Origin of the sequence: Pleurocapsa sp. PCC 7319 (genome assembly GCF_000332195.1) — a bacterium.
GTDB lineage: Bacteria > Cyanobacteriota > Cyanobacteriia > Cyanobacteriales > Xenococcaceae > Waterburya.
This window is the reverse complement of the sequence record NZ_KB235922.1, coordinates 4,579,913-4,606,367: the sequence shown is the minus strand read 5'-3', so window position 1 is coordinate 4,606,367 and position 26,455 is coordinate 4,579,913. Positions and strand designations below refer to the sequence as shown.

18 protein-coding genes are annotated in these 26,455 nt (G+C 37.8%); 8 read left to right on the top strand and 10 right to left on the bottom strand.

Annotated features, from left to right (window positions below; translation table 11 throughout):
• Positions 1-28: 28 nt before the first annotated feature.
• From PLEUR7319_RS0124955 to PLEUR7319_RS40910, 3 genes are all read right to left on the bottom strand, one after another.
• The gene (locus PLEUR7319_RS0124955; protein ID WP_019507956.1) at positions 29-1,504 is read right to left on the bottom strand and encodes a tetratricopeptide repeat protein; all 1,476 of its coding nucleotides are present in this window, start codon (positions 1,502-1,504) and stop codon (positions 29-31) included.
• Between the two features lie 165 nt (positions 1,505-1,669).
• Entirely contained in the window at positions 1,670-4,375 is a 2,706-nt protein-coding gene (locus tag PLEUR7319_RS0124950) for a tetratricopeptide repeat protein (protein ID WP_019507955.1), read from the bottom strand.
• A 239-nt stretch (positions 4,376-4,614) separates the two neighbouring features.
• A complete protein-coding gene (locus PLEUR7319_RS40910; protein ID WP_019507954.1) occupies positions 4,615-5,226 on the bottom strand; it encodes a calcium-binding protein in 612 nt (203 codons plus the stop codon).
• A gap of 1,159 nt (positions 5,227-6,385) precedes the next feature.
• Between PLEUR7319_RS40910 and PLEUR7319_RS0124940 the strand changes: the two genes are divergently transcribed.
• Positions 6,386-8,362, top strand: a complete 1,977-nt coding sequence (locus PLEUR7319_RS0124940) for an AarF/ABC1/UbiB kinase family protein (RefSeq protein ID WP_019507953.1) — start codon at positions 6,386-6,388, stop codon at positions 8,360-8,362.
• A 327-nt stretch (positions 8,363-8,689) separates the two neighbouring features.
• Here the strand turns inward: PLEUR7319_RS0124940 and PLEUR7319_RS0124935 are convergent, their stop codons facing one another.
• A complete protein-coding gene (locus PLEUR7319_RS0124935) occupies positions 8,690-9,283 on the bottom strand; it encodes a rhomboid family intramembrane serine protease (protein WP_019507952.1) in 594 nt (197 codons plus the stop codon).
• Between the two features lie 429 nt (positions 9,284-9,712).
• Here PLEUR7319_RS0124935 and psbU point away from each other — a divergent pair, with 429 nt between their 5' ends.
• Complete coding sequence (psbU, locus tag PLEUR7319_RS0124930) at positions 9,713-10,123, top strand: photosystem II complex extrinsic protein PsbU (protein ID WP_019507951.1); 411 nt, start codon at positions 9,713-9,715, stop codon at positions 10,121-10,123.
• Between the two features lie 113 nt (positions 10,124-10,236).
• Positions 10,237-11,868, top strand: coding sequence for an L-aspartate oxidase (gene nadB, locus PLEUR7319_RS0124925; RefSeq protein ID WP_026102767.1), 1,632 nt, complete (start codon positions 10,237-10,239; stop codon positions 11,866-11,868).
• A gap of 35 nt (positions 11,869-11,903) precedes the next feature.
• Here nadB and PLEUR7319_RS36630 read toward each other — a convergent pair whose 3' ends face one another.
• Positions 11,904-12,521: a DUF2062 domain-containing protein gene (locus tag PLEUR7319_RS36630; RefSeq protein WP_019507949.1), complete on the bottom strand. Its 618-nt coding sequence runs from the start codon at positions 12,519-12,521 to the stop codon at positions 11,904-11,906.
• 675 nt (positions 12,522-13,196) lie between these two features.
• Entirely contained in the window at positions 13,197-13,991 is a 795-nt protein-coding gene (locus PLEUR7319_RS0124915) for a nuclear transport factor 2 family protein (protein WP_019507948.1), read from the bottom strand.
• Positions 13,992-14,352: 361 nt separating this feature from the next.
• Between PLEUR7319_RS0124915 and PLEUR7319_RS0124910 the strand changes: the two genes are divergently transcribed.
• Complete coding sequence (locus PLEUR7319_RS0124910; protein ID WP_019507947.1) at positions 14,353-15,735, top strand: hypothetical protein; 1,383 nt, start codon at positions 14,353-14,355, stop codon at positions 15,733-15,735.
• Positions 15,736-15,779: 44 nt separating this feature from the next.
• On the opposite strand, the gene trpD is transcribed toward PLEUR7319_RS0124910, so the two are convergent.
• Positions 15,780-16,826, bottom strand: a complete 1,047-nt coding sequence (gene trpD, locus PLEUR7319_RS0124905) for an anthranilate phosphoribosyltransferase (protein ID WP_019507946.1) — start codon at positions 16,824-16,826, stop codon at positions 15,780-15,782.
• A gap of 117 nt (positions 16,827-16,943) precedes the next feature.
• On the opposite strand from trpD, the gene PLEUR7319_RS0124900 reads away from it, so the two are divergent.
• A complete protein-coding gene (locus tag PLEUR7319_RS0124900; protein ID WP_019507945.1) occupies positions 16,944-17,444 on the top strand; it encodes a pentapeptide repeat-containing protein in 501 nt (166 codons plus the stop codon).
• Positions 17,445-17,580: 136 nt separating this feature from the next.
• Here the strand turns inward: PLEUR7319_RS0124900 and PLEUR7319_RS0124895 are convergent, their stop codons facing one another.
• The 3 genes from PLEUR7319_RS0124895 to PLEUR7319_RS0124885 all read right to left on the bottom strand — a co-directional run bounded on the left by PLEUR7319_RS0124895 (position 17,581) and on the right by PLEUR7319_RS0124885 (position 23,864).
• On the bottom strand, positions 17,581-18,327 hold the full coding sequence (locus tag PLEUR7319_RS0124895; RefSeq protein WP_019507944.1) for a slipin family protein: 747 nt from the start codon (positions 18,325-18,327) through the stop codon (positions 17,581-17,583).
• A 347-nt stretch (positions 18,328-18,674) separates the two neighbouring features.
• The gene (locus tag PLEUR7319_RS0124890; protein ID WP_019507943.1) at positions 18,675-20,321 is read right to left on the bottom strand and encodes a SpoIID/LytB domain-containing protein; all 1,647 of its coding nucleotides are present in this window, start codon (positions 20,319-20,321) and stop codon (positions 18,675-18,677) included.
• Positions 20,322-20,438: 117 nt separating this feature from the next.
• Positions 20,439-23,864 (bottom strand): hybrid sensor histidine kinase/response regulator, encoded by a 3,426-nt coding sequence (locus PLEUR7319_RS0124885; protein ID WP_019507942.1) that lies wholly within the window; start codon positions 23,862-23,864, stop codon positions 20,439-20,441.
• Between the two features lie 361 nt (positions 23,865-24,225).
• Here PLEUR7319_RS0124885 and purU point away from each other — a divergent pair, with 361 nt between their 5' ends.
• The 3 genes from purU to PLEUR7319_RS0124870 all read left to right on the top strand — a co-directional run bounded on the left by purU (position 24,226) and on the right by PLEUR7319_RS0124870 (position 26,424).
• Positions 24,226-25,080 (top strand): formyltetrahydrofolate deformylase, encoded by an 855-nt coding sequence (gene purU, locus PLEUR7319_RS0124880; RefSeq protein WP_019507941.1) that lies wholly within the window; start codon positions 24,226-24,228, stop codon positions 25,078-25,080.
• A 54-nt stretch (positions 25,081-25,134) separates the two neighbouring features.
• On the top strand, positions 25,135-25,986 hold the full coding sequence (gene rsmA, locus PLEUR7319_RS0124875) for a 16S rRNA (adenine(1518)-N(6)/adenine(1519)-N(6))-dimethyltransferase RsmA (protein WP_019507940.1): 852 nt from the start codon (positions 25,135-25,137) through the stop codon (positions 25,984-25,986).
• A 123-nt stretch (positions 25,987-26,109) separates the two neighbouring features.
• Positions 26,110-26,424: an MGMT family protein gene (locus PLEUR7319_RS0124870; protein WP_019507939.1), complete on the top strand. Its 315-nt coding sequence runs from the start codon at positions 26,110-26,112 to the stop codon at positions 26,422-26,424.
• The last annotated feature ends 31 nt before the right edge of the window (positions 26,425-26,455 follow it).

Genomic DNA, 26,455 nt, shown 5'->3' with positions numbered 1-26,455 from the left:
AAAATAATTGATGGTGTCAGCTTAAAGCTTATATTTTACGGATGATTAATTGATAGGTTTGAGGAGCTCGACAGACTTGCTGCCATTGACCTTGAATAGACTTAAGAAATCGATCAATTCCCTCTTGGGGATTTTGTTGGGCATCTGTGGGACTACGCCAACCGTAATAGTTAAAAATAATCAATCCCTTGGGCTGCAAAAGCTGCCAAGCTAATAAGGCATTCTTTTCCGAATGATGACTTGATTTAGAGCGATCCTGAAGATTAATGAGAGCCAAACTATTAGGAGTTAAAGTTGCCAGAAGTTCATGAGTATCTCCGGCTAAAAAAGTTACTTTAGACTCCGAGCCAGTTTTAACAATATTTTCCTGAAATCGGCGATCATAGTTTTTGTCGATACAGGTAAGTCGATCAGTTTCATGGGTCAAGATTTTATCTAGCATCCAGCAGCAAGACATTCCTTGGTAATAACCTACTTCTAAAGCATGAATTCCCTCTGCTGCATTAAATGCTTTCAAATGCGATTGTACATTTTCTTCCCAGATCGAAATACGGTAACTAAAATTATCATGAGTAAAAAAATAATCGTTGGCTACACATTGATGCCAACCACGATCTTCACAGGCTTTCTGAAAATTGGTAGCGGCTTCAGTCAATCGACCTTTTTCTCTCAGGGCATTGCCCAAATGAACGTAAACCCAAGAATATTCTTCGACTAAATTCAGGATGGCATAACAAGTAGAAATCGCTTCGTCCCATTTTTCCAGCATTAAAAAGGTTTTGACTAAATCACGATAAGCCCAAGGAAAGTCAGGGGCATTTTTTATCGTTTGACGAAAACACTCAATCGCCTGTTCAAAGCAGCTCTTTTGGAGATAAACTGCGCCTAATTTATACTGCGCTCTAGCTTCTGCTGGTTTAACAGCCAAAATCTGTTCATAAATATCTTGAGCTTTGTCAAGCTGGCGTTGCTGTTGGTAAATTGCTCCCAGATCGTATGCTGCCGGAATTAACAAGTTATCTCCTGCCATAGCTTTTTGATAGCAAGCGATCGCCTCAGAAATTTTACCTGCTTTTTCTAAAGCTTGAGCCAATTTATAATACCCACTGCGGTTGACTAGATTAGGATTGATTTCAGTTGCCCGATACCAACAATCCATCTCAGCTTCTTTATGTTGCAGTTGACCATTAATTTGTGCCAAGCTTGAATACACTCTGGCGGAATTTGGCAAAAACTTTAAGGCAGTTTCAAAAGACGTTAGGGCTGCTGACAAATTTTCTTCTAGTAAATATAGTTCTCCCAGTTGAGAATATACTTCTCCCAAATTTGCTTGATTTTCTAAAGCCAGAGAATGCCAAATAATTGCTCGATCAAACTGACCCATTCCCTGAAGCAGATTGCCTAAATTTCTAAAGGCAGTTTGCCAGTCTTGTTGATCATTTGGTTCTACTTTTACCGCCTGCTCACACTCTATAATTGCTTGAACTAAATAGCTAGAATCCACAGATAAAATATAATTAATTTTGGTTGATTGTTACTTAATTTGCTCCCTAATCAGCAAATAATTGACCATTTTAGAGATTAATCAGTTGAGTGACACCTGTGATTTTGCATAAATTGATCAACGGTCAGAGGAGGCTCTGTCTTTTCAAGGCGGAGTAATCTCTGACTACTGAATATATTCTAAAATTAGCCTTAATGAATTGATATTGACCAATATATCTTCTGTTAGAGCATTTTGATACATTAGACTGCGCAAGGGCGAACAGTCGAAACTTTGTCCAATTACATAATAATGTAACAGTTGTAACTTTTGGCTGATCATCCAGTAATCGGTTCTAACATAATTAGGAGAAAAAAGTTCTATGACTTTGGCATCAGGAGAACAAAAAACTAAATTAGTCAATCCTGAGCCGTGGGGTGCCACGATAATTTCAGCATTAGCAAATGTTGCCACCTGTTCTAAAACTGACATCTCCTCTAAAAAAACAGTTTGAAATCCTTGACTATGAAGTAAATTACTTACTTCTAACTCATTGACAAGATGTCTATTTTTAGATCTTGCTCGGCTAACGTAAATTTTTTTGCCAGCATTTTTCTGAGTTAAATTGATATGAGGTAGAAATGTCTGTCTGAGAAACCTAATTGTCCCTTCAGGAACCCAATCCAAATATCCTGGAAAAGAAGGAACGATCAATTCTGTAGCTTGAATATGATTATGGCGATCGCTCTCGATAATTTTTATCGCGGGAATCCCTAGCAGCTTTAATGTTTCTTGTTGATAAGGCTTACTGAGACTATTGATCACAAACCAATCAATTTCACTAGGATTGATTCCACTACGTTTAATCAACTCAATCCGAGGCAGAATATCAAACATCCAGTGATAGTAAACATGACCCGCCAAACTAGATAAAAGAGCCACCTTGCCGGTAATTTTTTCTACTGAAGATATCTTTTCTAAACTAAAAACTGTATGGTCTGTTCGCTCCTGGTAAGGACATTCTGGTAAAAACCAGGGATAATCTCGGGATAAATCTCCCAATAAATAGTTATCAGGGGTGATAACCGCTATAGCATTACAAATTATCCAAGAGTTTTTTTGCGGGGCAATCCAAGTTCTTCCTTGAGGAATAGTAACCACAAAAGGACGAGGAGTTTTTACAGGCGGAACTTCTTGAAAAGAACATTGATAAACATTTTTGCCAATCTGTAATGGTTGAAAATACTTGACCAACTTGCTCATACAAGTGTTGCAGTTAACTCCACCACAGTCGGGGCGAAGGTTTTGATCCAAAATATTGGTATTAATATTGGTCGGTTGCCTGGTTCCCGTTATCTGCAAGAAGCCTGAATTTGAATTATTGTCTTCCCATAAAACCTGAACATAGTTAAAATCTTCTAGCTGACAATCTCTAATCCAATCCTGCGTGTAATGATAAATTTGTTGTGGAAGTAAAGCTAAATTTGCCTCACTTGGGAATAAACTTGGTAAATTATCCCAGTGATCTATTTGATCTAGTTGTTGGTTTAAAACAGCCTCATAATAGTCAATCGCTTGTTCTGCATCTTTCGTCCGCTCTAGAACTTTACCCAACTGAAAACAAATTTGTGGGTGTTCTGGTTCAAGATTCAGACCAATTTGGTAAATGGCTATTGCTGCATCTAATCGTTTTTGCTTGGCTAAACAGTTGCCCAACTTGAGATATGTCTCTACTTCCTGAGGCTTAATTTGTAATGCTTGTTGATAATAAATAGCAGCCTGCTCAATCCCTCCGTACTCAAATAAAACATCTCCCATTAAATAATAGGTACGCCACAGATGATGATAAGCTTCAGCATAATTATTTTGTTTGAGAGCCTGTAGAAAACAAGCGCAAGCTACTTTAGCTATTTCTAGCAAATCTTCTGCTTCTAAAGTTAAAATTCGCTGACAATAGGCATTAACAAATTCCGGCTGTAATTCAATTATTTGGCGCCAGTAGTCGAACGCAACTTCTAAATTACCGATTTTTTGCAGTACATCTGAACAGTAACTATATGCCAAAACATTATTTGGTTCTAGTTCAATAACCTTACGAAAACATCTAATTGCTTGGGGAGAATTACCTTGTTGTTGCCATAACCTTCCTAGGTTATGATGAGCTAACGCCATTTTAGGATCTAGAGTAATAGCGGTCTCAAAACTATCGATAGCTAGTCCAGGCTGGTCACTAAACCAGTAAACTTGACCCAAATTATTGTGCAGGGTTGCCCAAGTTGGATCGAGATTTAGACCCTGTTTGAAAGTTGCGATCGCCAGGTCGTATTCTTGTTGTCGAGCTAAAGTACTGCCCCAATTACTGTAAGCTCGAATGAAATCAGGCTGAATGGCAATAACCTTTTCGTAGCTAGCGATTGCCGCCTCTAACTCTCCTTTTTGATCGTAGATAACCCCCAGGTTAAAATAAACCGCGGCATAGTCTGGTTTAATTTCAGCAGCTTTGTTATAAGCTGCGATCGCCCCCTGCCAATTACCCAACTGATGAAGTACTACTGCTAAGTTGTAGCGTAGCTCTGCCCAGTCTGGTTTTAGGGCTAAGGCTTGTTCATAATGCCAAACTGCTCGCTCCAATTTCTTTTGTCTACTATGTAGCAAACCTAACTCAGCATATATTTCTGCCTGATTTACTGAAGTTCCCAGCAATTTTTGATAAGTACTAATCGCTGCTGCGAATTCTTCTTGTTGAGTATAGGTTTTTGCTAAATATAAATAAAAGTCAATAGCATTGGGATCATTGGCGATCGCATTTTGGCAAATGTTAATCACCTGCTCCCATTCTCCCTGAGCAAAGAGAGATTTAATATTTTTGATTGAGGATTCGCCTCTGATCATTGACGGTAATAGGGATGACCCAAACTGAAAATTACAAGATGGATGTGATTTAGCTGATGATTCAATCTTAGTTAAACCAGGATTGAATTTACCTAGACTAGCCTATATATCCCCCAATTTCACTTAAATAAAATTTTAAGTTAAATAATATAGACACACTAATACTATTAGACCCACAACAAAAGTTGTGGGTCTATCAAAAATGAGCTAATTTTACTGATTTAATAGCAAACTTCTACCTAGAAAAGCTCCCAAGTACCTTGGTCATTCTCGTCAATCGTAATATCTTGACCTGAACCAATATCTATGGCCTCAGTTCCATTGATAGAAACAATACCGGTTTGATCGTTGTATTCGACACTACCAATTTCGCCAGTACCATCAAAGATTTTGATCATATCAGCATCGCCTTCGGCTTTAAAGTCTTTGATTTCGTCAAGCGAACCATCTTCAAATTCACTAGCAGCAAACTCAAAGATATCATCGCCAGCATCACCTTTAAGAGTATCACTACCGAAACCACCTCTGATTACATCATCGCCTTCGCCACCGCTAATGAAGTCATCACCAACGAAGCCTTTGATATTATCATTTCCTTCGCCACCTCTGAGGATATCATCTCCACTACCACCATTGATAATGTCGTCTCCATCTCCCGTGAAAACCGCGGCATCACCGGCACCAGTGGTAACTACATCGCCTTCTTTACCGCCTACAATACCAACTGGTGCATCACCTCTGATTTCGATTAGATTTGCCTCATTTTGTTGACCAACAACATCGAATCCTCCATCAGGATTAATTACTTCCTGCAACGATGTCGTATTATCTGGTGAAACAATGCTTGACATAATTAATTAATACTCCCTATTTGTAATGTTAATTTGACCTAAAAATACTCATGAAACTTAATCTAAAACCCTCTGTAATATGATAAATCATATTCAATTTAATTTGAGCAATATAGAACAAACTGATGTTTATTAACAACACTAAGTTCCACGCTACTAACAGTCTATTTTGCTTATAGTTTAAGAAATGTCAATAGTATTTTTCTACAAAATATTTTGTATTTTATTAGTAAAAAATACGTAATAATTATTTAATTGCCTAAGCAGCAAAAAAATATTCTTAAAGCTTGTAATGGCTGGCAATTTTTAGAAAAAATCTACTTTTTTTCAAGTAAAGAACTTAAAAAAACATAAGTATATTTTCGCAAAAAACTCATGATTAGCTAGTTAATACTCTGATTTTATTCCGTAATACTATTGAACGATATGCAAGAATTTTGTTGTAGTGAAAAAATAATCAAAAAAGTAAAGCGTTGTTTTCAATTCATCATACTAAGTTATTGATATTCAGCAAAGATACTTTTAAATCACTAATGTGCATTAAACAAAACCAACTTTTATTCATAACTCAAGCTGATCTCAGTTAATTCGAATATTTCTCTATTAATCAACAAACTATTTTTTAACTAAAATAATTAAAAAGTACCTGGTGATTTTTACTGAAATCATAGATTTTAATTGTGCTACAGCAAATAGTCTAAACTAAAAGGCATTAACCTTTGCCTGGGGAGCAACATGGGTCTAGCCATAGGGGTGACTGAATTAATATCGATGCTAACTGCCGAGTAAATAAGCTTCTGTTACTCCAGTCCTGGTAGCTCCAGGGAGACCAGAGGTAATTATTTTAGAACCTGAATTCACCACACCTCAAGATGGTCACGACAAAAAAGATAGCTCTATCGGAATTGCCGTGGTAAGCACTAGATATAGTGTAGTGGTCAAGAAGATGAATAGTTTGGGAAGATCTGGTGTTCGCTTCTACTTGCTTGTCCACTTCTCTGAGAGCTTCTACCCAAAGGTACTCAAAGTGCTTTTAAAGATTCGGTAATACCCCATTCCCAAGAGAGCAATTTAAACCTTAATCTAAAGATAGAGTAGTTTTTCTCAATCTCTTGTTACAATTATTTACAAAGTGTTGTTAGCGTCAGTCTTAAAATCTATGCCCCACCAGAAATCAACCCTAGAATTGGAAACAATCAATGTCCCATCCCAGACGATTGACACCTATGAAGACACCGATTTAGCATACGATGAGCCAGATGCCGACTGGCGTTACAACCCAGAAACAAATAATGCCAGATATCGTCATCGTCCGTTTACAGTATTAGCTAGATTGATTAATATTGTCTTCCCTTTTTGCACCTTTGCGATCGGTATTTGGTGGGATAGTTTAACGGGAAACTCTATTCAAAAACAGAAAAATCGAGCGCGTCAATTAATTAGGATTTTAACCAAACTGGGACCAGCATACATTAAGATTGGTCAGGCTCTATCTACTAGACCGGATGTTGTTCCTCCCGTCTATTTAGAAGAATTAACCACTTTACAAGATAAGATTCCTTCATTTCCTAATGATGTAGCCTTTCGCTTCATTGAAGAAGAATTAGGTAATCCTCCAGAAAAGATTTACGCTGAGCTTTCCCCCCAGCCGATTGCCGCGGCATCTTTAGGGCAAGTATATAAGGGTAAATTAAAAACAGGAGAAGAGGTTGCTGTAAAGGTACAACGCCCCGATCTAACACGTCGTATTACCCTTGACATTTATATCATGCGGGGAATAGCTGGTTGGATACAGGATAATATAAAACAAGTACGTTCTAATTTGCGAGCCATTATTGATGAATTAGCAGAACGTATTTTTGAAGAAACTAACTACAACCAAGAAGGACGTAACGCAGATAAGTTTAAAGAGCTTTATGGCTATATAGAAGAAATCTATGTACCCAAAATTTATTGGGAATATACAGGTAAACGTGTCCTGACCATGGAGTGGATTAATGGAACTAAACTGACTGATATTGAAGCTGTTCAAGCCCAAGGAATTGATGCAACTCATCTAGTTGAGGTTGGAGTAGAGTGTTCCCTCAGACAGCTTTTGGAACATGGTTTCTTCCACGCCGATCCTCATCCTGGAAATTTATTGGCAATGGCTGATGGTAGGTTAGCCTACCTTGACTTTGGCATGATGAGCCGTATTAAACCCTATCAAAGATACGGTTTAATTGAAGCAGTGGTTCACTTGGTGAATCGTGATTTTGAAGCTCTATCACATGACTATGTAAAATTAGACTTTCTAACCCCAGACACTAACTTATCACCCATTGTGCCTGCTTTAGCGAATGTTTTTGGTAATGCTTTGGGGGCAAGTGTGGCAGAATTAAACTTCAAAAGCATTACCGATCAGATGTCGGCAATGATGTACGAGTTTCCTTTTACTGTACCCGCTTACTACGCCTTAATTATTCGCTCTATGGTTACTTTGGAAGGAATTGCCATTGGTATTGAACCAGAATTTAAGGTTCTTAGTAAAGCCTATCCCTATATAGCTAAACGCTTGTTAACCGATCCCGCGCCGGAATTACGAGCATCTTTAAAAGATTTACTGTTTAAAGAAGAAGGTTTCCGTTGGCATCGTCTGGAAAATCTACTCAGAAATGCCACCGATTCACGAGACTATGATTTTGATGGTGTAGTAGATCAGGCTCTTGATTACTTATATAGCGATCGCGCTGCATTTATTCGGGATAATATCGCTACTGAACTGGTAAACGTAATTGATAGTTTTGGACGCAGAACATTATTTAATATTTCTTCTGCTTTTCGTCAACAGGTGGGTTTAGCCGTTCAAGAAACTCCAGTAGAATTTAGAGAAGATTCCTATACTGTTACTCATCTCAAAAATATTGTGGGTATTTTGCAACAAACACCAGGGTTCGATCCCACCCGTTTAATTTCTATTGTTGCCAAAATAATTACCAAACCGGAAACTCAGGCAATGGGACAAAAAGTAGCAGAAAGATTAACGCAGAAAATGGCAGCTAGGTTAATCAGAAACTTATTAATAGAAGATACCGTATCTCCAGCCATTGCTCAAAAACCTAATAGTCAGAGAGCTTTAACGGCAGTGAATCGCTAAATTAGTAATTCTAAATTAGGAGGTTTATCTAGAATAGATTGCCATAAAACCTATCAACCTACTCTCCAATAAATCAATATAAAAAGGTAAAAAAAGAAGCACATTCATAGAGTGTGCTTCTTCAACTATATTACCGAGTTGATAGCAATAACAAATTACTTAATTTATTATTGCTAATATGATTATTCCATAAGTATCTTATAAGACAGTAAACTTTATCCAATCTTTGCTGTTGTTACACCTTATTTACATAATCTACGTTTTCTTCATGAAAATAAAGTTAATAACTAACAGCTTGAAACCATTCATTGGAAGTTATTTGAAGGCTTATCCACGAAATTTCTTTTCTTGAGCAATCATTTTAGCGGCGATCGCGCCACCGATAAAGCCAAATAAATGTCCCTGCCAAGAAACTCCTATCTGAGAGGGAAATATACCCCAAACTAAGCCTCCATAAGCTAGAGCCACAAATATTGATAAGGCTATCGAAGGAATATTTTTCTGAAAATAGCCCCGCAGCAATAAAAAGCCTAGATAGCCATAAATCACAATGCTGGCACCAATGTGAACCGAAGTAGGTGCGCCAAAAACCCAAACACCGATACCACCGACTATGGCACTTAATAAAGAAACAATATAAAAGTCGCTGGTTTCCTGGATCATAGTTAACCATCCCAAAGTAACAAAAGGGATTGTATTAGCAATTAGATGTCCAAATCCACCATGAAGAAAGGGAGCGAAAAGTATCCCTCTCAAACCGATTAAACTATGGGGCTGAATTCCATAGCGATCTAAGCTGCCTTTAAAGACAACAAAATCTAGTATTTCGATCACCCAGAACATGATGACCGACACAATCAAAACCTTAAACTCTTTCAAAACGGATTTCTTTTGCGCTGACTTTCGATAATAGCTACTCATGGTTCATTATAAATTATCTACCTGTAAATCTGCGGGCAAAGTTTGGGTAGTTGACATTTACTTGACATTCAATGCAGCCAATTCATCAATGACTTAGAAAATAATCATTGATTATTCAAACTGTTTGAACATTATAAATTGAGAAAATAGAAACTCTACTTAAATAAATTCAATAAACAAACTGCTTAATTATGTCTTTGGGCAACTTATTTTGTCGACCAAGAAAGATTAAACTAAAACTTAGTATTTAAAAAATGTAGTCAAAGAATTATGATATATATCAACGTTATCTGTTAAAAGGTTGAGTTTGTCTGTCAAGCATCAAAACCACCGTAGAGAAAAGATAGAAAACAAAAATTAATATTTATAGAGAAAATAAAACAATTCTCTGTGAGTAAAATATCTTCAGATTAGGAGGAATTTAAATTGATGAAGAGATTTCTAGGCATTATTGCTGCTTTATTTTTAGTTATAGGTTCTTGGGGATTTGCTGGAGCAGCCCAAGCCAATGAAATGGGTTTGTTTACCGTACAATCTCCCATGGTACTAGCTCGCGTTAATACAGCTGATGCCAAACGCAAAGAGTTGATTAGAGGCAAACTAGATTTAAACAATAGCGACGTTAGAGAATTTCGTCAGCTTAGGGGATTTTATCCTAATCTTGCCAGTAAAATTATCCAAAATGCACCTTACGAAAACGTAGAAGATGTATTAAATATTCCTGGCTTGAGCGACAGCCAAATCGAGCGTTTACAAGCCAATATGGATAAATTTATTGTTACAGACGTAGCAGCTTCTATGAACGCTGGAGGCGATCGCTATAATCCGGGTCTGTATTAAAACAGCTTCGTTATCATGTTGATTTTTGTAACCACGTTTGCTGATTAAACGTGGTTTTTTGATCGGTATGTGCCATGATAATTTCCAATTAAGATCTGTCAAAATAATTTAAATTGAGTTATTCTAAGTTCGATGTAATAGTAGTGGGTTCGGGAGCGGCAGGACTTTACGGAGCTTTATGTTTACCAAATAATTTCCAGGTTGCTCTAGTTACTAAAGACCAGCTCAACACAGGTGCGAGTGACTGGGCGCAAGGAGGAATTGCCGCAGCAATTAGTTCTGATGATTCTCCACAATTGCATTTAGATGATACTTTGAAAGCTGGCGCAGGATTATGCGATCGCGATTCGGTTCAGTTCTTGGTGGAAAATGCTGCCGATTCTATTCAATCCCTAGTAGAAATGGGAGTAGCTTTTGATCGACACCAGAGCCAATTATCCATGACTCTAGAGGCAGCACATTCTCGTCCTCGAGTACTCCACGCCGCAGATACTACAGGTAGAGCAATTGTCGTCACTTTAGCTCAACAGGTATTACAGCGCTCTAATATTACAGTTTTGTCTCAAGCTTTTGCACTTCAGCTATGGCTCAATCCAGATACAGGAAACTGTCAGGGAATTAGTATCCTAAAAGATAGCAAAATAAGCTGGATGCAATCCGCAGCAGTAATTTTGGCCACTGGCGGGGGAGGACAAGTATTCTCTCAAACCACTAATCCTGATGTTAGTACAGGAGACGGTGTGGCGCTGGCTTGGCGTAGTGGTGCCATTATTAGAGATCCAGAATTCGTTCAATTTCATCCTACTGCTCTAACCGTACATGGAGCACCACGTTTTTTAATTAGCGAAGCAGTTAGAGGAGAAGGAGCACACCTAGTAGACAAAAACGGACGACGTTTTGCTTTTGACTATCATCCAGACGGAGAGTTGGCCCCCAGAGATGTGGTTAGTCGAGCTATTTTCATTCATCTTCAAAAAACCTCAGAAAGCAATGTTTATTTGGATCTCAGACCAATTCCCGATGACAGAATTCGCTACCGTTTTCCCAATATTATTCGTGTCTGCCAACATTGGAATGTAGATTTGTTTACTAAGCCTATTCCCGTAGCTCCAGCAGCTCACTACTGGATGGGAGGAATTGGGGTAGACACCATAAATCAAAGTTCCATTCCTGGGTTGTACGCCGTAGGCGAAACTGCTAATACTGGAGTTCATGGAGCAAATCGTCTTGCAAGTAATTCTTTACTCGAATGTGTAGTTTATGCATCTCAACTTGCTAAACTAAAACCTACTTCAACAGAGATAGTTAACTCGCCTAATACATTATCAATTACGGTCAACTGGGAACAGGAAATGGAGTTGATTAAATCGATCAGAAGTCAACTACCTGATTTAATGTGGCGTAGTGCGGGAATCTGTCGCACAGCTGACGTTATGAACCAAGCGATCGCTACTGTTACTAATTGGCGATCGCAATTAGCAAATCTGGCTCTGAGTCAATATGTACTTCATTTATCGCCGAATCAACAAATTAAATTAAATTCTGCTGCTATCGAATCACAATTAAAGCTTTATACTGAGACCCTTAATTTGCTTGATATTGGTTATTTAATTCTCAAGAGTGCTATTTTTCGTACCGAAAGTCGAGGTGGACACTATCGTTTAGATCATTCTGATACTTCCGTTAACTGGGAGGTACATACTGCTATTCAGGGGCAACATTGGTATACATCGTCTTTGAATTGATGTTTTTTAAAGATGTTTTTTAAAATATTGTTTTATTATTTTCTCTTTCTATTCAAGTTATGACGACTGCCTTTGGCACGTCGTGCCGAGCGACCGCGTAAACGCTCTAAAATTGCCAAACTATAAAAATAAGTAATAAAACCCAAGATCATCCCCACCATACAAGAACCAGTAAGTAGAGTAATAGCAAAAGTTGAACCCAATTCCTTAAAAGTAGTAAGAGATTCTATATCTAAATCTAAAGGGATCAATTGACTATCTTGAATTCCCAACAAAAGCTTGCCAATTTTATAATTAAAGACGAATATTGGCACATAGGTCAAAGGATTACTAATCCAAGTAGCAGCGACAGCAGCTACTTTACTTCCTCGAAAAATTGTAGCTAACACAATACCAATTAAGCTTTGTAAGCCTAGAAAAGGAAAACATCCTGCAAATACGCCTATAGCTAATCCTTTAGCAATTACCTGGGGTTTTCCGCGCAATCTCAAAATTTTGAGATAAGTTAGACGACAACGCCTCATCAGCCAAGAATATTTTCGTTTTTTACTGCGTTTGAATTGATAATTTGCAGGCATCAAAACATCTAATGATTCTCTTTGGCACGGAGCTTCACTTAATTGCGAATCTCCATGATGATATTTCTGGTTCATATGAAAAAGTCTAACCCGAGGAAAATATTTGTGTTGCTATTACAGACATCAAGTTATTTTCCCCTGCAATTTTCTCCTGGCAATCTGGTGATTGTCAAAGCTCCCCGCACAGAATACAGTTAGCAATCAAATTTAGCGATCAAACAAAAGGTTTGATTATTTGGAATTATCTTACCAAAGTCACAATACAATTTATAAATCCCAATAAGCGGTTCATAAATTAATAAGGTATAGCAATACGGACTTACATTAGGACACTCATTACTTATTACTTATTACTTGTTACTTACGAGCAATCAAATAAACTTGTCCTAATACAACTTTGTACGGCTATACATTAGGCAGGTTTTTAAAATCAGTGTAAACCCTTTTACCTTTCCTCAGCTACATGGATTACTATACTTCACCGAATCGAGAACCGCTATAAATCAGTTATAGCATTACGCTTTAAGCTTAGGACATAACATATTGGTTCAAAGGGAATAGGGAATAGGGAATAGGGAATAGAAAATGTCCTAATGTTTTCTCGTAGTGCTATATCAGTTGAATTAATAATTGATTTTTAGCTTCTACTATTTATTCAAAACTGTTTAATTTCTATTTTCTAACAATAGAAGTTAAATCCAAGAGATTGCTTTCTCTGGACTGGTCACATTCTACTGTTCACTCGCTCTCTCATAAAGCTTTTTTCTGTTGGTTAATTTCTCTTTCTTCGATATTAACTCTGTGAGTCACCATGGTAATACCATCTCCACGAACTAAAATAGCTGAAAGCCAGTTACTATCGGGGAGCAATGGAGCTGTTGCTACTTTATAAATTCCTCCTGCTGGTAATGGTTCTAATGCTAGAGCTGTAGGATTAAGATACAAGTTCCCCGCGGTTTTCTCCTCCTGAATTGCTCCTAGCAAAACTTTATCTCCTAAAGGTTCATTGACAATCAGATCAAAATTATACTTCTCTCCAGTTTTAACGGTTTTTGGGGCAACTACTTCTACTTTTGGCGGATTTTCCCCAGAAGTAAGCCGAGATTGTTCTGCTAAAATTTCTTGACGGACAATTTTTTGCTCACGAAAATATTGGCGAGAGCTGATTACCGAGTTTAAACGCACAACTCGACCCTGATTATTTTGTACACCACGAATTAGAGTCGTAGTTTCTGCAACTAACTGATCTCCATCTCTGGTCCAGGATTCAAGTTTAGTTATGTATTTAATTTGGGGATAGTTGTTCCAGACCTGCTTTAAAGCTTTGGCAAGGGAATCGGTAGTTAAGCCATCTGTGTTAGTAAAATCAGCACTATAGTACTCAATTATTCGCTCTAGGTCTTGATCATTAGCAGCTTCTTCTATGGCTGAAATCGTCTCACTTAATTCTTCAGGTGCAGTAGCCGCATTTTCAGCTTGGACGATAGCAGCTGAACCATTGATAATTCCCAAACTTAACAATAAAGCAGTAGCTAATGTTTTCATCTGTTTATTTTTATAAAGATAATATACGTACTCAGAGTAACTTGAACCATGTTTGAGGTCTTCAGAGTCCCTCAAGCACCTGTTCACCATGTCTTTAACATATTTCGTAGCAATCTTCATGTGATCTTTATTATTGGCAATCAAAAAAGACTCACAATAGAATAGAGAAGAAAGTAAAAAACTCGATAAGGGTTAAATCACTTTAATATTTCTTGCTAGTTACAAAATTTCCAAACTTGATTTAAAACTGAATCAATTTTTCCAAGTATTTATCTATAGCCAGAAATACTTAGCTTGATTTTTGAATTAAATCTCTGTTTTTGGCAGTTTACACTTTTTCCATTTACACCCCCACACATGAATGAAAGCCATTGTAGCAAACGTCCTCTTTGGCAGCATTTTTGGCTGTCTTATTTTAAATTATCCAGCTCATGCTAATCCACTGGTTGGAGAGCATTCAGGGCTAGAGATACCGACATCGCCAATTCTCTCAGTTACGGCTTTCTCTAATGACAAGTTAAATCTTGTGCCTCAAGTTCTTAACTTTGTTGATCGTATTGTAACTGTCAATAAGTCTGATAATTTGAATTTTGCTGTTGCTCAAGATAAACAAGTTATTTTTCGCGATAGTTTTAGTGCTAATGGGAATTTTTCTGATAACCCGAGTATATCTCTGGAGAAAGGATCTTATTCTCATCAGGATCAACAGGGCAAATTGATGTTAGGATTTCAGCAAACTTTTTGGCCCAGTAAAAATAACCAGAAATATTGGGGATTAACCACAATCGAACAGTGGGGAGAACATAGTAATCAGAAGCAAAAGTTAAATTTAAGGAAGCTCAACTATACAAATTTAGCCCCAACATTACCTTCTGGTAGTTCGGCGTTAACGGTTTCTGGGGGAGGAAATAAGAATTTAGCTAAAAAAGCCGATTCCTCTAGAGAATTTGAAAAATTCCGTGGGGGTGTTACTTTCCATAGTGGAGTAGCCAACAATGTCACTATGGGAGTGGGTTTTGTTTATGAAGATTTGTTAGTGGGGTTTACCCAGCTAACCTATGATAGCGATCGCATTCCGGTGCGAACTACTGTTTCTTTGTTAGCCAAGGAATCAGGATTAGATGTTTATTCCCATGTCCGTTTCAAACCTGCCGAGAATTTTGTTTTTAATTACTACCACGACGAAGAAAAACAAAAGTTTGATTTTAATTGGGGGATGATTTCTGGTTTTACCTTGACCGCGAAGGGAAATAGTCAAAACGAGTCTTTGAGTACAGGGGTCAAAATAGCTATTCACAACGATTTTTTTGCTCTCACTGCTCAAGCCGCTATGGACAATCAGCAAAACCTTCATTGGAAATTAGATTCACGAATTGGTTCTTTGCAGTTTATTCATAAGACTCAGGAGCAAAAACACAATTCCGAGCTAAACATCAATTTACTGGATTCTAAACCCCTAGGCATTAAATGTTCAGCCTATGTTAAATATGAAACTCGCCAAGTAAAACAAAATCAAGAAGAATTTACTGTCTGGGGAGGTAGGCTCAATTCTCAGGAAAAAGTTGGTAAAAATAAACATCGTTGGTCACTAGATCTTGGCTATGGTTATGGAGCCCAAGGACAAGGTGCGATCGCTTCGAGTTCAGTTGCTCTTGAACCCAATATGATTCTCAAACTTACATATCAAGAAATATCTCGGGTTTCTGATGATACTAAGATTAAGCTACAACTAAGTTCTAAATAAGGTTGAAGTTAATTTTTCCTTAGTTATCATCGAGATCAAACCTTTCAACTTCCCAAGAATTTGACCAACTCTTCTAATTTAGACCAGGCTAAGCCACTACTAATAATCTCTCTAGCGGTAGTAACACCCTGAAGATGTTCTCCCAAGGGAACAACTTCCCCTACCTGCAAAGCTAAAGAGGTATTTAAAGCCACTGCATTTAGTTGTGCGGGAGTTCCTTTGCCCTGAAGTACATTACGTAAAATAGTAGCGTTTGTCTCAACGTCTCCCCCTTGGAGTTCACTCAGGGGAGCAGGTTTTAAGCCCAAAGTTAGAGGATTTACTATACCTGGAGTGACTTTACCCTGGTTTACCATTGTTAAATCTGTGGCATCTCCCAAACCTGCCTCGTCTAGTTTTTCTCTACCATGTAAAACGATCGCCTTAGGTGTTTTTAAAATGTTTAGTGCTTCTGCCATACTGTGCAGAAATTGACTATCGTACACTCCGATTACCTGACCAGTTGGGCATAGAGGGTTTACTAAGGGACCAAGCAGATTAAATACGGTTCTAATTTTGAGAGTGCGTCGTAATGAGGCAACGCTTTTCATCGCCGGATGCCAACCAGGAGCAAAAAGAAAGGTAATCCCCACTTCCTGAACTGCGGTCTGAACCTTTTCGGAGGGAGCAGTTAAACTAACACCCAGGTATTCTAGGACATCTGCAGATCCCACTTTGCTGGAGGCAGAACGATTTCCATGTTTAGCAACTTTAACTCCAGCTGTAGCTGCAATAAAAGCTACCGCCGTCGAAATATTAAAGGTTGAAGCTCCATCTCCCCCTGTTCCACAAGTATCTATAACAGGATGATCGTATTGTATTTCCTGCTGTTGAAGAGATTGAGATTTTAGTACCTGTGCCATCCCTGCCAGCTCTTCTGCGGATACTCCTTTAGCCTGAATAGCTGCGAGAATTGCTCCAGATAAAACCTCTGGGATATCTTCCTGCAACCATCCTTGCATCAGTTGAGATGCCTGCACCTGGGAAAGTGATTGTCGATCTAAGAGTTGTTGCAGTAGACTCGAAAAATTAATTGGATTATTGTTTGCCATTGTTATTGATTATTTTTTGGAGAGGAGTAATTGCTCGCACTGAGGACAGAAGAAGATTTACAATTAGAAATTGTATTCTTCGTAAGCTAGGTTTGCTTAAATATAGATAATTTGTCCATGAAATATTTTCTCCGACTGAGTGCATTTTTGCTGCTACTAATTCTGTTTATTCTTCCTTTACCAGCTTTGGCGGGAAGTTCTTCTTCGGTTACTCCTTCTACTTATAGTGAATCTGATTTTAAAAATAAAGATTTTTCCGGCAAAATGCTACAAAGTGTTGATTTTGCGAAAGTTGATCTAGAAGGGGCGGATTTTAGTAATGCAGATATTAGAGGTGCTGTCTTTAATGCTTCTAATTTAGCCAATGCCAATTTAAGTGGTTCGGATTTTAGCTATGGCTTTGGTTATCTGACTAATTTTGATGGTGCTGATTTAACCAATGCTAATTTTCAAGAATCTATCTTATCTTTCTCTACTTTTAAAGGGGCTAAGATCGACGGAACAGATTTTTCCTTAGCGGTTTTGGAAAAATGGCAGGTTAAACAATTGTGTGAGAATGCTTCTGGTGTCAATCCTGATACTGGAGTGGATACCCGTGACTCTTTAGGTTGTAGGTAAACTTATTATTGCTTAGTTTAAATGCGATCGCCGCCCTTAACAATCAAAATGTAATAACATATGGTGCGATCGCAATTTGATATTAGTTTTTTAATCAAGAGCAAAAAGAGCTACTACTGAAAACAATCCGATGGCTCTAATCCTTACTTAGATTTTGGTTTTGAATATCACCTACTATAAAAGTATGTTTTCCTTGAGTAGCAATTTTAGAAATAGTTTCTAGAAATTGAATAAATTTGATGTTTTCATTATTTTTCATCAATTCAGCCGCATTCTTTAATGCTCTAGCTGTGGCGACTGTAGTTCTAGCATTTTCTAAATCTAATTTAGACCTGATTTTAGCTTCTAGTTGTTGAGCAAATAGCTGTTGAATTATTTTGGGGAAATAAATATCTTTGATAATTAGCTGATGAACAGATATACCATAACTATTTAATTTAATTTGTAGAGATTCTGGAATATGATTGAGAATTTCTTTTTTGCGCTTATTTAGTTCTTGGCTTTCTATACTTGCTATTTCTTCCCGTAGATAAACCTGAGATAAGTTATGAACAACGCTTTCCGCTTCAGTAATTAAATTTGTATAACAATAATTTTGATGAGATTCAAATAAGTTGAATCTACTAATAAAAATATTACCATCAGTAATTTGATATTCTAAGATATAAGACAGCCGCAGTGAAATATTATCTTTGGTTAGTACTTCTTGATTTGTTACCGTAATCAATTTACTAATAGTAGGGATAATTACTGCATCGAATTCCCGTAAAAAGTCAAAAAATTTGTAAATCCCTGGAGTGAGTCTTTTGAGAAACTTATTATTTCTATATAAATAACCTACTTGGTTTGGTCTTACTGAAACTACTTTCCGAAATAATCCCATTTTCTCGAGTTGTTTGATCTTTGAAAAAGAAGAAGACTAAATAATGAGGAAAATCAATTAAGTCGAAACTATAAAAGTAAAGTCGGTATCCTTGATTTTGCAAGCCATTATTTAGTATGTGCTAAGCACATTTCTTCTTTAATCTATGAATTAGAGTCTGTTTTCCAAACAGTAAAGAGGATGTGAGCCTCAAGAGACTTATTTCCGCAATACTCTGTAATTTAATAAGTCTCTAAGCTATTTTTTACAGATGGCGGTTCACACTAATATAGCAGTTTTAATTTTTTGTTAGTAAATAAAAATCAAGAAAAGTTTTTCTATTTTTCCAATTCAAATTAGGTTTAATATTATTTGCTGCTCACTGATGACTCAGTTGATTGTTCACGCCAAAAAACAATAGTGTTGTCTAAAGGTTTAATTTTAGTCTGAGGGTAATAAAAAGCGAGAATTTGCTCTGCTGACCACCCCAATTTTGCCAGATTATAAGAACCATATTGGCTCAAACCCACTCCATGACCAAAACCTCCGCCAATAAAGGTATAGCCTTTGAGTTTTTGAGCATCGCCATAGATTGGCTGGAGATAGAAGAAAGTACTACGGGGAGGTTCCAAAGCACTCCGAATTTCGTTTTTGTGTAGCTGTAGTTTTCCTCGATCAGTTTGGATAGTGAGAGTTAAAATTCTGCCAGAATGCGATCGCTTGTGAACTTGCATCGATTCAATAGTTTTAAAATCAGCCAGGGGATGACGAATTTTCCGGAGATACTTGCGTAGATCTTGGTTGAGGTTAGAAATACTTCTTTTTTTACGCCAACGAAATACTCCTTCCCGTCCTGTCTCGTTAAATCCTTGAGAGAGATCGATAAAGTGACGGAATGTTTGTTCATTATTCAGGGGATATTTTGCTAAATCCCAAAATGGACTTGGAGCATCGAGCACGGGCTGGAGATAAGGACGCTCTGTACCATTCCAAGTATCTTCAAAAGCGGCTGTTACACCACCAGTGGTAGAAGAATATAAGGCATCAATTAATTCATTCTCGTAAGTCAGAACCAAACCTGCAGTTTCAGCGATCGCGCGATCGCTGATCGGATTAGTCCCATTTAAACCTTTATAAACTTGACAGTGAACTGTGGCACAGAGTTGATAATTATCAGCCGTAAAACGTCTGAGATTGCGTAAAGCGTAGGTACGGGCAATAATTGTTTGCGCTGCAACAGCTTGAGGCGGCGCATTGGCACCAATTTCGTAAGGGACAACTCCCCGTAAATAAGTTTCCAGGGGGACATGATTCACCAAAGTAAATTCACCGTGAGCATTGGGCTGAAGCTTTAAACTTCCTCCATAGAGTCGAGTTGATTGAGGATTTTTGGTTGTATTTACCTTGACCAAATTCTTGCTGGTAGTTATCGCTACTTCATCTTCATAATATTCTTGACCGTCAATAACCAGAGTTACTCGTGGTTCTTGGTGCAGGACTTTAGTAGAGAGATAGGGGCTAGTATAACCGTTAGCTTCTAAACTATGGAGTAGCCAACGACGGACCAAGGGGGTGCCATAAACATCTCTTTTCGCCCAGACTTGCCAACGTCCAGGTTGAGCTACCTCCACCTCAATACCCAGTTTTTTCCAAGATTTAGCACTATCTTCGGCAGTTTCAAAGGTCGAGCGATCGCTCAGAACTAATTTTTCTACTAGTTTAGGTTGAGGAATCGCTACCGAATCTAACTTTAATACCACCTTTTGAGTTTGAATTTCTGGGCTAGATTTATCTCCTTCAGGGAAACTAACCTTTAAAGAATCACCAGGAGTGCTATTGATGGTAACTTGCTCGATCACAGGGTCTTGGTCATCTGTTGCTAAAGACCCCAATCGCTGAAGAATACCCACCTCTAATTTAATATCTTGAGTTTTGCTTTGTGTGGCGACAGCAGACTGAATGCCGCAAAAGTTACCTAACCAAAAAACACCAAGAAAAATCGTTATTTTAATCATTGCAAATTATTCAATGGACAGTTGACAGAGGATAATTGACATCTACTGTCTTCATAAGTTCCTTACTGAATTAGATATAGATAAATCCTCATCCTTTATCCCTTACTTTTCATCCTTCTAAAGTTCCTCATCAACATTTTCGATTAATATTTCTCCATTTAGCATTCTTGTGGCGGCTTTTAATAGCTCATCCTCGACATAAGGTTTAACAAAATAACCCTTAGCTCCACGAGAAGCAGCTATATTACGCATTTTTTGTGCTCCACGAGAAGTTATCATGGCGATCGGTAATTTTGCTAGCTTCTCATCCGTTTGAAGTTGAGATAGTAGTTCCAAGCCGTTCATCCTAGGCATTTCAATATCACAGAAAGCAAGATCGCACTCTAAACCCTCACTCAGTTTTTCCCAGGCTTCTTGACCGTCTCGGGCTTGTTCTACACGATAGCCGGCTTTTTTGAAGCTCATGGATAACAATTCTCTAACTGTTACTGAATCATCAATAATTAATACTACTGGGGCATCCTGAAGGCTTGATTCAGACTTGCGATTTTTAACCTTATCAATTTTTACAGTAACAGATTCAGCTTCTTTGTTAGCTCGATTGATTTCAATTAGATGTTGTGCCACATCCATGAGATCTTTTTCCGTGTAGGGCTTAGTTAAATAAGCTTTGGCACCTAGATCATTGGCTATTTGCCGATGTTTATCTGCACCACGAGAAGTTAGCATAGCGACTGGTATGGAGTTTAGTTTGTCATCTTTGTATAGATTGGACAATAGTTCCAAACCATTCATGCGAGGCATTTCAATATCACTGAAAATCATGTCGCAAACCAGACCCCCACGCAGCTTATCCCAAGCCTCTTGACCATCTCGAGCTTGTTCTACGCGATAACCTAATTTATTGAAACTCATCGACAGCAATTCTCGAACAGTAATAGAGTCATCAACTACTAATACCATCGGCTCCTGTTGGATATTTTCAGTTTCAGGTGGTTTAATAGCTGCATCAGTACCAAGAATATTAAAGCCAACTTCAATAGTTCTCTTGCCTTGAGCAATTTCAATTAGCTCTAGTACATCTCCAATGGGCATGATTGTGCCATCCCCCAAAACTGTAGCTCCCGCAATACCTGGCGGCTTAGGTATGGGACCATCAATTTGTTTGATTACTATTTCCTGCTCAGCCCTAACTTCATCAACCTGTATTGCAAGCAAGTTATCCAGGCTACGAAGAATGATAACGGAAATAGTGTCATCATTATTAGAATTGACATTATAAATACCAGCTCTGCGGATTTGACGATTATAATTGAGTAGCGTATTTAGAGGTCTTAAAGGGAGCAGGGTATCCTGCCAAGAAATACACTGCACTCCATTGGCGTTAGTTTGAATATCACTAGGTAGGTATTCCTTAGTATCTTCTACCCCATCAATAGGGAAAGCAATTTTAGTATTGTTGTCTACACAAGTTAAAGCTTTACAGATACTCAAAACTAGCGGGAGACGAATCGTAAAGATTGTTCCCTTGCCAATTTCAGACTCAGTGCTGATAGAGCCACGAATTTTCTTGAGATCAGTATTAACTACGTCCATGCCAACGCCTCGACCTGCAAAATCGTCAGCTTGATCTTTGGTACTAAACCCTGGATGGAAAAGAAGTTCGTAAATCTGTTGTTCCGATAAATTTTGTGCTGTTGCCCAAGTAATCAGGTTTTTTTCGATCGCCTTTTGCTTGACTATTTCTGGATCGATTCCTGCGCCATCATCACGAACGGAAATGACAGTTTGATTACCTTGAATAAATGCCCTGATATAAACATTACCCGCTTCGGGTTTTCCTTTTTTTAGTCTAACCTCTGGTTTCTCAATCCCGTGAGAAATAGCATTATTAACCAAGTGAGTCATGGGATTATAAAGATGCTCAACGATCATTTTATCGATCAATACATCTTTACCTTCAACGTGGAGATTTGTTTGTTTTTTCTGTTTGCGTGAAATGTCTCGAATCGCTCTAGGAAGACGATCTGAGGTCTGCCCAAAAGCAACCATACGGGAAGAATTCATCCCATCCTGTAGTTGACTAGTAACCTGGCGAAAAGTCTGAGCTACTTTATCTGTTTCGTCGACTACAAACTGAATATCGGAAGCTGCTTCTCTGACTCGTACAATTAGCTCAATAATTTCTTGAGAAAGCAAATGAAAGCCGGTAAAGCGATCCATTTCCAAAGCATCTAAACTCTCGTCTTGTGAGTTTTCTTCTCGACTCAACAAATTAGAGTTGCCACTCGCCACCGCAGAATTAACCCGAGACTGACGACTGGCCATTAATGCCCCTTCCAAAAGCGATCGCTCATACATATCGTGCATTTTGGCTCCTGCTTCCCCTAAAGACTGAACGTGTCCGAGCAGGTTGTCTAAGAAACGGCGCAATCTTTCTTGGTCATCCTCTAAACGATTGCGCTTGACTACTAATTCTCCAATAAGGTTATTCAAATTATCCAGTTTGCGCACCGAAACTCTCATTGTCTGGTCGAAAGTTTGGGCTTTATTAACGGTCGCAGGTTCTGGCGATTTTGGACTAGATTTGGCGGTAACTGGTTGGGGAGGAGAAGTAGTCTTAGACTGAACACTAGATGAGGACGAAGGCTCTGGCTGAGAACCCAATAATGAATCTAACTCTGATAGCCCTAAATCTCCTAAATCTAAATCTTCACTTTCCAGCGATGGTTCCGTGAATGATTCTAAATCCCCTAAATCTTCTAACTCTCCTAACTCCGCTAAATCCCCTAAATCTAAATCTTCGCTTTCCAGCGATTGTTCCGGTAATGATTCTAAATCCCCTAAATCTTCTAACTCTTCTAACTCCGCTAAATTCCCTAAACCTTCTAAATCTTCACTTTCCAGCGATGGTTCCGTGAATGATTCTAATTTCCCTAAATCTTCTAACTCCAGGTTATCAAGTTCTAGATCAGAATCATCTATAGTTAAAGCAGCTTCGGAAAGATGGTCTAAACTGACACTATCCAAACTGACATCATCTAAATTATTAATTTCATCTTGTGGAGTATCAGTTAAAGCTGCTACATCATCCAAATTATTAATTTCATCTTGTGGAGTGTCGGTTAAAGCTGCTGCATCATCCAAATTATTAATTTCATCTAGTGAAGTATCGGTTAAGGCTGCTAGTTCTTCGGATGGATCAAGGTCAAGAGAAGTGACTTCTAATTCTGATGCCAATGATCCACCTTGATTCTCTGGAATGAGCTTGGACTTTGAGCGCTTAAAATCTTCCGCTTTTGGTGGATTACGGAAATCTAGATCGTCAAGATCTAAATCCAAACTTTTCTCTGTAGATTCACTAGATGTTTCAACAGCATCTTCCTCTAACAGAGGTTCATCAAAATCAAAAGCTTCAGGTTCTTTTCCTTGCGACCATAAATCTGCTTGCTTATCATTAACAGAATCAATTTCACTAGAATTTTCCAATAATATTTCGTCTAGATTATCGCTTCCTTCTAACGGCTTGTCTTGACTGTTCATAATAGTATAGTTTTGCTTAAATATTGCTCAACCTTTATAAAGACGGAGTAGAAACCATACTCCCTATTAAAATTACCAGGGCTTTACTAGCATAAGTTCTTGAATATTAGATTATCTAACATTAATAAATATAGAAATGACTTTAAATACTGTTATGGAAACATAATTAATTAGATTAAATTTATGTAATTTAATGATCGTAATTAACTTCTTAGTTTTAGGTTGCCCAAAAACAAGATGTCAAATTAAGTTTGACTGAAAAAAATTACAGTTGTTTTGAGCATCTGTTACGCTTTGATAACCTCCCAGAGGAAAAGGATCATTTTGGTAGTTGTAAAAAAATACTCCTCGTAAACTATATATGACTAAGCCGACTGCAACTCTATTAATTTCTTGCCCCGATAGACCCGGATTAGTTGCCAAAATTGCCAACTTTATTTATGCCAATGGAGGTAATATTATTCATGCAGATCAACATACTGATTGCGCTACAAGTTTATTCTTGATTCGTATCGAATGGCAACTTGAAGGCTTTAATTTACCCCGAGAAGCTATAGCTACTGCTTTTACAGCGATCGCCAAGCCTCTCAATGCCACCTGGAAACTACACTTTTCCGACACTTTACCAAAAATTGCGATCTGGGTGACAAAACAAGATCATTGTCTTTTAGATTTGCTGTGGCGTAACCAGGCTAGAGAATTATCCTGCACCATCCCCTTGATTATCAGTAATCATCCTCAGCTTGAAGCGATCGCCCAGCAATTCGGAATTGATTTTCATTATTTACCAATTACTAAAGAAACTAAAGCTAAACAAGAAGATAAACAATTAGAGCTTTTACGGCAATATCAGATAGATCTCGTGATTTTGGCTAAATATATGCAAATTCTTAGCCCCAAACTAGTTGAGGAGTTCCCTCAGATCATTAATATTCATCATTCTTTTTTACCTGCTTTCCCTGGAGCTAAACCCTATCATCGCGCTCATACCCGAGGAGTTAAAATTATCGGTGCTACAGCTCATTATGTAACAGAAGATTTAGATGAAGGACCTATTATTGAACAAGAAGTTGCTCGCGTTAATCATCAAGATACAGTAGCAGATTTAATTCGTAAGGGGAAGGATCTTGAACGTTTAGTCTTATCCCGTGCTGTCAGATTACATCTACAAAATCGAGTTTTAGTTTACGATAATAAAACTGTAGTTTTTAGTTAATACAAGCAATTATTAACTATTTATTATTAATTATTAATTTTAAATACTTGATTCATGACATCTAGTAATAAAGCTAAGAATCGTAGCCGTTTTCGACCTCGTAAACAATTTGGTCAACATTGGTTGCGTGACGAGGATGTCCTAGATCAGATAGTCACTGCTGCAGAATTAACCCAGGGCGATCGCGTCTTGGAAATTGGACCAGGAACAGGAGTGTTAACTTCTAGATTGTTATCACAAGTTGCTGCTTTAGTTTCTGTGGAAATTGACCGTGATTTATGTAAAAAGTTAGTTCACAAGTTTGGCGATCGCGATAATTTTCTGTTGGCTCAAGATGATTTTCTAGAGTTGGATTTAGAATCTCTATTACAAGATTTTCCTAAGTTTCAAAATCCAAATAAAGTAGTTGCCAATATTCCCTACAATATTACGGGACCGATTATTGAGAAGTTATTAGGCAAAATTTCAACTCCTGCACCTCAACATTATGAATCAATAGTATTACTGGTGCAAAAAGAAGTAGGAGAACGTTTAGTTGCGGGTCCAGGGACTAAAGTCTTTGGTGCTTTATCAATTCGGGTTCAATACTTGGCTAGTTGTGAAATAATTTGTAACGTTCCTGCTAAAGCATTTTATCCACGACCAAAAGTAGATTCAGTAGTGGTGAGATTGCATCCCAAAATAATTGCTAATCCTGCTGATAATCCCCGTCAATTAGAGACATTAATTAAACTCGGTTTTGCTAGTCGACGTAAAATGTTACGTAATAATCTAAAGAGTGTAGTTGATCCTCAAAATTCAACTCAAATATTAAAACAGCTAAACTTCAATCCTCAATGTCGTGCAGAGGATTTAAGCTTAGAAAACTGGATTTCATTAAGTAATAGCCTAAATCTGATCAAGTAGATCATTGCCTAATACACTGTCAAAATCCACAAATCATAATTTCTAACTCCGAACTCCGAACTCCGAACTCTGAACTCTGAACCCCAAACTCCGAACTCACTTATTTCGAGCAAATTATTATCAATGTCCCAATACGATCGCATCTATGCCACAGTCAGAAAAATTCCTAGAGGAAAAGTGGCAACTTATGGACAAATTGCAGATTTAACAGGACTTTATGGTAAAGCACGTTTGGTAGGATATGCTCTTTTTAGAGTAGATATTAAAGATGACATTCCTTGGCATCGAGTAATTAATGCTAAAGGGGAAATTTCTTACTCGTTTCAGCGTCAGGGTGGTGATTATTTACAAAAAGTTTTATTGGAAGAAGAAGGAATTGAATTTAAAAGTAACGGCAAAATTGACCTTAACCAATATCTTTGGCAACCGTTTATTTGAGTTCGGAGTTCGGAGTTCGGAGTTCGAGTTT